The organism is Jatrophihabitans sp., from assembly GCF_036000465.1.
Taxonomy (GTDB): domain Bacteria; phylum Actinomycetota; class Actinomycetes; order Mycobacteriales; family Jatrophihabitantaceae; genus Jatrophihabitans.
Genome location: NZ_DASYFV010000031.1, coordinates 180,926 through 188,353 on the forward strand (window position 1 = coordinate 180,926; position 7,428 = coordinate 188,353).

The 7,428-nt window shown below is 73.1% G+C and carries 8 protein-coding genes; 5 read left to right on the forward strand and 3 right to left on the reverse strand.

Annotation, left to right across the window (positions count from 1 at the left end):
- Window positions 1–6: 6 nt before the first annotated feature.
- Both VGN18_RS10840 and VGN18_RS10845 read right to left on the reverse strand, forming a co-directional pair.
- Complete coding sequence (locus tag VGN18_RS10840; protein ID WP_414655039.1) at window positions 7–1,593, reverse strand: glycoside hydrolase family 13 protein; 1,587 nt, start codon at window positions 1,591–1,593, stop codon at window positions 7–9.
- 21 nt (window positions 1,594–1,614) lie between these two features.
- On the reverse strand, window positions 1,615–2,019 hold the full coding sequence (locus tag VGN18_RS10845; protein WP_327539699.1) for a globin: 405 nt from the start codon (window positions 2,017–2,019) through the stop codon (window positions 1,615–1,617).
- Window positions 2,020–2,056: 37 nt separating this feature from the next.
- Here VGN18_RS10845 and VGN18_RS10850 point away from each other — a divergent pair, with 37 nt between their 5' ends.
- Window positions 2,057–3,469, forward strand: a complete 1,413-nt coding sequence (locus tag VGN18_RS10850) for an NAD(P)/FAD-dependent oxidoreductase (protein ID WP_327539700.1) — start codon at window positions 2,057–2,059, stop codon at window positions 3,467–3,469.
- Here VGN18_RS10850 and VGN18_RS10855 read toward each other — a convergent pair.
- On the reverse strand, window positions 3,459–4,454 hold the full coding sequence (locus VGN18_RS10855; protein ID WP_327539701.1) for a mechanosensitive ion channel family protein: 996 nt from the start codon (window positions 4,452–4,454) through the stop codon (window positions 3,459–3,461). The two genes, VGN18_RS10850 and VGN18_RS10855, sit on opposite strands and share 11 nt — an antisense overlap.
- A 147-nt stretch (window positions 4,455–4,601) precedes the next feature.
- Between VGN18_RS10855 and VGN18_RS10860 the strand changes: the two genes are divergently transcribed.
- From VGN18_RS10860 to VGN18_RS10875, 4 genes are all read left to right on the forward strand, one after another.
- The gene (locus VGN18_RS10860; protein ID WP_327539702.1) at window positions 4,602–5,126 is read left to right on the forward strand and encodes an HNH endonuclease; all 525 of its coding nucleotides are present in this window, start codon (window positions 4,602–4,604) and stop codon (window positions 5,124–5,126) included.
- A 22-nt stretch (window positions 5,127–5,148) separates the two neighbouring features.
- Complete coding sequence (locus tag VGN18_RS10865) at window positions 5,149–6,576, forward strand: amidase (RefSeq protein ID WP_327539703.1); 1,428 nt, start codon at window positions 5,149–5,151, stop codon at window positions 6,574–6,576.
- A 63-nt stretch (window positions 6,577–6,639) separates the two neighbouring features.
- Window positions 6,640–6,873 (forward strand): hypothetical protein, encoded by a 234-nt coding sequence (locus VGN18_RS10870; protein ID WP_327539704.1) that lies wholly within the window; start codon window positions 6,640–6,642, stop codon window positions 6,871–6,873.
- Between the two features lie 25 nt (window positions 6,874–6,898).
- Complete coding sequence (locus VGN18_RS10875; RefSeq protein ID WP_349259882.1) at window positions 6,899–7,285, forward strand: DUF5130 family protein; 387 nt, start codon at window positions 6,899–6,901, stop codon at window positions 7,283–7,285.
- Window positions 7,286–7,428: the final 143 nt, after the last annotated feature.

Genomic DNA, 7,428 nt, shown 5'->3' on the forward strand with positions numbered 1-7,428 from the left:
CGCGCGTCAGCGAAGCCAGACCGCGGTGTCCGGCGGCAGGTCGTCGCCGATCGCTTGCGAGGCGAGCACGACCTCACCCGCCGGGCGGGCGACCGCCTCGTCGGACATGTTGAGCAGCACGGTCAGCTCGCCCCGCCGGTAGCCGAGCACGCCGTCAGGCGCGTCGAGCCATTCGAGCGGCGCGGTGTGCAGGGCGGCCAGCTCGTTGCGCAGCCGCAGCGCCGTGCGGTAGAGCGTCAGCGTCGAAGCCGGGTCGCCGGCCTGCACCTCGGCCGTCGACGACGTCCACTCGGCCGGCATCGGCAGCCAGGTCTCCGAGCCGGTGGTGAAGCCGAACGGTGGCGCGTCTCCCGACCAGGGCAGCGGCACCCGCTCGCCGTCGCGGCCGCGCTCGGCCCGCCCGGTGCGCTCCCAGATCGGGTCCTGCAGCGCGTCGTCGGGCAGCTCGACGTTCTGCAGGCCGAGCTCGTCGCCGTTGTAGACGTAGGCGGCACCCGGCAGCGAGAGCTGCACGAGCGCCGCGCCGCGGGCCCGGGCGAGACCGCGCGCGCCGCCGCCGTAGCGCGTCGCGGCCCGGTCAACGTCGTGGTTGTCGAGCACCCAGGTGCAGGGCGCGCCGACCTCGGCCAGGGCCCGGATCGAGCGGTCGATCGCGTCGCGGAACCGGTCCGCACCCCAACCGACGTCCACCAGTTCGAAGTTGAAGGCGAGGTTGAGCTCGTCCGGACGCACATAGCGGGCCAGCCGCTCCGGGTCGGCGACCCAGGCCTCGCCGACGGCCATCCGGTCGCCGTCGTAGGAGTCGAGCACGCGGCGGAACATCGCCAGGATCGGGTGGACGTCATCGCGGTCCCACCGGATGTCCTGCACGGTCGGCACGGTCATGCCGTCGGGCTTGCGCTCGAGCACGGACAGATCCATGTCGGGCAGCCCCGGCTCCTTGGCCATCGAGTTCGCGACGTCGATCCGGAAGCCGTCGACGCCCCGGTCGAGCCAGAACCGCAGGATGCGCTCGAACTCGGCCCAGACGTCGAGGTTGGTCCAGTCGAGGTCGGGCTGCGAGCTGTCGAACAGGTGCAGGTACCAGTCGCCGTCGGGCAGCCGGGTCCACGCCGGTCCGCCGAAGACCGACGGCCAGTTGTTCGGCGGCAGCGCGCCGTCGGGGCCGGTGCCGGGGCGGACGACGAAGCGCGACCGCTCGGGCGTGTGCCGGCCGCCCTCGAGCACGGCCCGGAACCACTCGTGCTCGACCGAGAAATGGTTCGGGACGATGTCGATGGTGACCCGGATGCCGCGCTCGTGGGCGGCGGCCAGCAGCGCGTCGAAGTCCTCGAGTGTGCCGAACATCGGGTCGACGTCGCACGGGTCGGCGACGTCGTAGCCGCCGTCGGCCATCGGCGAGCGGTAGAACGGGGAGAGCCACAGGGCGTCGACGCCGAGGTCGACGAGGTGATCGAGCCGCTCGCGGATGCCGATCAGGTCACCGATGCCGTCGCCGTTGCCGTCGGCGAAGCTGCGGGGGTAGATCTGGTAGAAGACGGCGTCGGTCCACCACGGACGGTCGCTGAAAGCGTTCTTGGTCACGGCGCCCATTGTGCCGATGCCGGCATCCGGTTATCCGGGCAGGTTCCGCATCGACTCGGCGGCCTGCGAGAGGTAGTCCCACAGCGGCCGCTCGTAGGCCGGCGGCAGCCCGAGCGAGTCGAGCGCGACCCGCATCCGGTGGAGCCACGCGTCGCGCTGCGCCACCCCGATCGCGAACGGCGCGTGCCGCATGCGAAGCCGCGGGTGGCCGCGCTCCTGCGAGTAGGTGCCGGGCCCGCCCCAGTACTGCATCAGGAACATCCGGAGCCGTTCGGCCGCCGGGCCGAGGTCCTCCTCGGGGTAGAGCGGCCGCAGGACCGGGTCCTCGGCGACGCCCTCGTAGAACCTGTCCACCAGCCGGCGGAACGTGTCCTCGCCGCCGACCGCCGCGTAGAAGGTGTCCGCCCGCTCGTCCCCACCTGGTAATCCGGTCACGGCCCCATTCTGTCCGACGGCTCAGTACGGTCTGCCCATGGACTTCGATCTGATCGTGCTGGGGCTCGGGCCGGGCGGCGAGGAGGTCGCCGGCAAGGTGGCCGAGGCGGGGCGTCCGGTGCTGGGCGTCGACCCGCGCCTGGTCGGCGGCGAGTGCCCCTACTTCGGGTGCATCCCGTCGAAGATGATCCTGCGCGGCGCCGACCTGCTCGGCGAGACGCGGCGCGTCGACGGCGTGGCCGGGCACGCGACGGCCGAGCCCGACTTCACCCCGGTGGCCGACCGCATCCGCGACGAGGCCACCGACGACTGGGACGACACCGTGGCGGTCGAGCGCTTCGAGCGGCAGGGCGGCACCTTCGCCCGCGCCGCCGGACGGCTCGCCGGGCGCGACGAGCAGGGCCGCCTCCGAGTCCGGGTCGGCGACGACACCCACACCGCCGCCCGCGTCGTCGTCGCCACCGGCACCGCCCCGGCCGTCCCGCCGATCGCCGGGCTCGCCGGGCTGCGCGCTTCCGGCGACGGCGTCGACGGGCCGGTCTGGACGAACCGTGAGGTGGTGCGGACCCGCAACGCGCCGCCCTCGCTGATCGTGCTCGGCGGTGGCGCCATCGGCTGCGAGCTGGCCCAGGGCTTCGCCCGGTTCGGCTCGAAGGTCACCGTCGTCGAGGCCGCGCCGCACCTGCTCATGCCCGAGGAGCCCGAGGCCGGGAGGGTCGTCGCCGACGTCTTCCGCCGCGAGGGCATCACCGTGCACGAGGGGGTCGGCGCGACGGAGGTGACCGGCGGCGGCGACGGCGTTGTGGTCACGCTCGAGGACGGCACGACCGTCACCGGCGCCAAGATCCTCGTTGCCGCCGGGCGCCGGCCCGAGCTGGCCGACATCGGGCTCGACACGATCGGTCTCGACCCGAAGGCGCGCAACCTCGACGTCGACGACCACATGCAGGTGCAGTCCGGCGGCGCCCCGGTCGACGGCCTGTACGCCGTCGGAGACATCACCGGCCGGGGCGCGTTCACCCACGTCGCGGTCTGGCAGGCCAAGGTGCTCACAGAGCATTTGCTCGGCGCCGAGGAGCAGTTCGGCGGCTATCACGGGCTGGCCTGGGCCACCTTCACCGACCCCGAGGTCGGTCGGGTCGGGATGTCGGAGATGCAGGCCCGCGACGCCGGGCTGTCCGTCCGCACCGGCGTGCAGCCGATCGCGTCCAACAGCCGCGGCTGGATCCACGGGCCCGGCAACGACGGCTTCGTCAAGCTCGTCGAGGACTCCGACCGCGGCGTGCTGGTCGGCGCGACCGTGGTCGGCCCGTACGGCGGCGAGCTGCTCGGGCTGCTCACCCTCGCCGTCCACGCCGAGGTGCCGGTCAGCACGCTCGCGACGATGCACTACGCCTTCCCGACCCTGCACCGCGCGGTGCTCGAGGCGGTCGGCGCGCTCAGCGCGTAGGGGCGTCGCTCGGCACGGGCGGTTCGGCCGCCGGGTCCGCGGCCGGCGGCGGCTCGGGGGTCGAGCCCTTCGGGTCGGGCGGCAGGTGGGCGTCGATGTCGAGGCGGTCCAGCCGGTCGCGGATGCGGCGGCGCAACTCGCGGGCGGTGCGCCACTGCTCCAGCGGGCGCACGCGGGCCACGAGCCGGATCACCGTCTCCTCGCGGGTGATCGACTCGACGCCCTGCACCTCCGGCGGCTGCAGGAACACGGCCGACCAGCCCTCGTCGTCGGCCATCTCGTTGGCGACGTCGAGCATCGCCTGCGAGGCCTTGTCGACGTCGGCCCAGGCGTCGATCGGGATGTCCAGCACGACCTGGGCGAAGCCCTGGCTCTTGTTGCCGACCCGCACGACCTCGCCGTTGCGCACGTACCAGACGGTGCCGTTGACGTCGCGCAGCTGGGTCGAACGCAGCCCGACCGACTCGACGGTGCCGGTGGCCTTCTCGAAGTCGATGACGTCGCCGACGCCGTACTGGTCCTCGAGCATCATGAACATGCCGGACAGGAAGTCCTTGACGATGTTCTGCGCGCCGAAACCGAGCGCGACGCCGACGATCGACGTGCCGGCGATGAACGGCGCGAGGTCGATGCCGAGCTCGCTGAGGACCAGCAGGAACGCGATCACGAACATCGTGAACGAGACGGCCGACTTCAGCACCGAACCGATCGTGGCCGCGCGTTGCGCGCGACGTTGGGACTGCAGCCCTGACCCCTCGAGGAGGGCGCTGTTCTGCACCCGCTCGCGCAGCGGCCGAAGGATGCGGGGCACCTTGCCGCCGGTGGGCCGGACCGCGCGATTGATGACGCGGTGCAGCAGGGCCCGGATCACCAGGGTCACCAGGATGATCAGCACGATGCGGATCGGGGTCTCGATGATGACCTTGCTGTGATCCTCGACGAATTTCGGCAGGGACAGGAGACCTTCGGGATGCGTGGTGCTCATGCCGCCCGACTGTGCCACGGGGCCCCGGGGCCGATGCAAACGCGACATGCCCGGTGTGAACGGACCCACGACGGCAGATCCGCGGCGGAATGGGGGTGCACGGAGCCCGCTCGTCGGGTTCACTGTCTAGTAGGTCGGAGGTAGGAGATGGGCGCAGCGTTGGTCCTCAACGCGACGTACGAGCCCCTGTGCGTCGTGCCGCTGCGGCGCGCGGTCGTCCTCGTCCTGGCCGAGAAGGCCGTCGTCGTCGAGGCCACCGACCGGGTGATGCACTCCGAACGGCTGGCCGTACCCATCCCGACCGTCGTGCGTCTCGCCCGCTTCGTCAGGGTTCCCTACCGCCGGGAAGTGCCGCTCACGCGGCGCGCGGTGCTGGAGCGCGACCGCCACGCCTGCGTCTACTGCGGCCATCGCGCCGACACGATCGACCACGTCCGCCCCCGTTCCCGGGGCGGTACGCATGTCTGGACGAATGTGGTGGCGGCCTGCGCTCGCTGCAACCATCGCAAGGGCGACCGGCTGCTGTCCGAACTCGGGTGGCACCTGTCGCCCCAGCCCGTGCAGCCGCCGGCCACGGTCGCGGTCGTGATGGGATGGACGGCCCGCGAACCGTCCTGGGAGCCCTACCTCGGCCTGCCCGAGAGGCTCGGGGCGATCGCTCCCGCCGTCTGATCCGCCCGCTACGTTCGCAGGCATGGCCCAGCTGCACGATCTGACCGCGCTCGATGCCGCCGCGGCGGTGCGTCGCCGCGAGGTGAGCCCGACCGAACTCGTCGAGCACGCCCTCGACCGCATCGCCCGCCTCGACGTGCAGGTGGGCGCGTTCGTCACCGTCACCGCCGAGTCGGCGCGGGCCGAGGCCGCGGCGGCCGAGGCGCGGGTGCTCGCGGCCGACGATCCGGCCGCGCTGCCGCCGCTGCTCGGCGTCCCGACCGCGATCAAGGACCTCAACATGGTCGCGGGCGTGCCGACGAAGCTCGGGTCGACGGTGTTCGCCGGCTTCGTCCCCGACTACGACGACAACGTCGTGCGGCTGCTGCGCGAGGCCGGGACGATCAGCGTGGGCAAGACCTCGACCCCCGAGATCGGGCTGCCCTGCTACACCGAGACCGACATCGGACCGCCGGCCCGCACCCCGTGGGACACGTCGCGGCTCGCCGGCGGCTCGAGCGGCGGGGCCGCAGCCGCGGTGGCCAGCGGCTTCCTGCCCTTCGCGCAGGGCAGCGACGGCGGCGGGTCGATCCGCATCCCGGCCAGCGTGTGCGGTCTGGTCGGTCTCAAGACCTCGCGCGGACGAGTCTCGCGCGGGCCGCTCGACCTCGACTCCACCCGCCTCAGCGTGCTCGGCCCGCTGGCCCGCACCGTGCGCGACGCCGCCGCGTTCCTGGACGCGGTCGCGATCCCGCAGCCGGGCGACCCCGAGCGGCTGCCCGCGCCCGCCGACGGCTTCCTGGCCCAGTGCGAGCGGGACCCGGGCCGCCTGCGCATCGGGCGCTACCTCGACCCGCCCATGGACGCCGAGGTCGACCCGGAGGTGCGGGCCGCGTGGTCGGCGGCGGCCGAGCTGCTGGCCGGGCTCGGTCACGAACTCGAGGACAGCGCGCCCCCGATCCCGCCCGAGGCGATCCCGCACTTCGAGACGATCTGGGCGGTGTCGGCCGCGTGCGCACCGGTCGACCCGGCTCGCGAGCCGGGGCTGCGTCCGCTCACGCGGCACCTGCGCGAGCGCGGCCGGGCGGTCAGCGGGGTCCAGTTCGCCGATGCCCTGGCCATGCTCAACGTCTTCTCCCGTCGGGGCATCGCCGCCTCGGCGCACCTCAACGCGGTGCTGACGCCGACCGTCGCCCTGCTGCCGCGCCCCATCGGCTGGTTCCAGGAGCCCGACGGCGACCCGGCGGAGGACTTCGAGCGACAGAAACGCTTCACGCCCTACACCGCGATCTACAACACGACGGGGCAGCCGGCCATCTCGCTGCCGCTCTACCAGAGCCGCGAGGGCCTGCCGATCGGCGTCATGCTCGTCGGCCGGCCCGGGGGAGAGGCGGCCCTGCTGACCCTGGCCGCGCAGCTCGAGGCGGCCTGCCCCTGGCGCGACCGGGTGCCGCCGATCTGGCACGAGTGACGCGGGTCCGATTCCGGGCCTGCCGCCTGCGCTCGCTCAGGGACGGTTCGCTACCTTAACGCGGTGACGATCGTGCAGACCGTGCTTGTTTTCGTCGGCATACCGGCCGGCATCATCGCGCTCGTCTTCCTTGCCGTGTACGGCAAGTCGATGGTGCGCCAGCCCAACCGGTACCGCCCGGGCAAGGCATGGACCTATCCGCCGTCCTGGTTCGTCCCGCATCCCGATGCGGTGGCGCCGACGGCGTCCAACGAGACGACGACGACGGCGGTCGGGGGTGCCAGCGGTGAGTGGTGAGGTCACGAAGGTCGCGCGCAACGAGCTGCAGCACGGCCCGCAGGGCGAGCTCGGCGCCGGCGACGGCCCGTTCACCACGCGGCAGCTGACCCGCATCGACGAGGCCCTGACGCTGTCCAGCCGCGAGACCGGGCTGACCTATTCCGTCTACGTCGGCGAGTTCAAGGCGCCGACCCGCGCGCACGCCGAGGCGCTGTTCGAGAAGCTCACCGACTCCTCGGTGCTCGTCGCGGTGTCGCCGGGCCAGCGTGCCCTGCACATCGTCACCGGCCCCGACTCGGCCAAGCGGCTGCCCAACCGGGCGTGTGCCCTGGCCGCGCTGGCCATGCGGGCCTCGTTCGCCAACGGGGACCTCACCGGAGGCATCGTGACCGGCCTGCGGATGCTGGCCGACTCCGCCGGCAACCGCTGATCCACCCCGGCCGGCCACCTCGCCCGCGCCGGCTCCGCGGCCCACATCGTCGACCCCGACGAGCGCCCGGCCGAGCCCGACGACTCCGGCGCCGTCACCGACGGCGTCGTGCGCCCCGTTGCAGCACCTGGTCGGGGCGTGCT

Coding starts and splice junctions, on each gene's coding strand:
- VGN18_RS10865 (WP_327539703.1), top strand. CDS start 5,149: ATGGCCCAGCTGCACGATCTGACCGCGCTCGATGCCGCCGCGGCGGTG.
- VGN18_RS10850 (WP_327539700.1), top strand. CDS start 2,057: ATGGACTTCGATCTGATCGTGCTGGGGCTCGGGCCGGGCGGCGAGGAG.
- VGN18_RS10860 (WP_327539702.1), top strand. CDS start 4,602: ATGGGCGCAGCGTTGGTCCTCAACGCGACGTACGAGCCCCTGTGCGTC.
- VGN18_RS10840 (WP_414655039.1), bottom strand. CDS start 1,593: ATGGGCGCCGTGACCAAGAACGCTTTCAGCGACCGTCCGTGGTGGACC.
- VGN18_RS10855 (WP_327539701.1), bottom strand. CDS start 4,454: ATGAGCACCACGCATCCCGAAGGTCTCCTGTCCCTGCCGAAATTCGTC.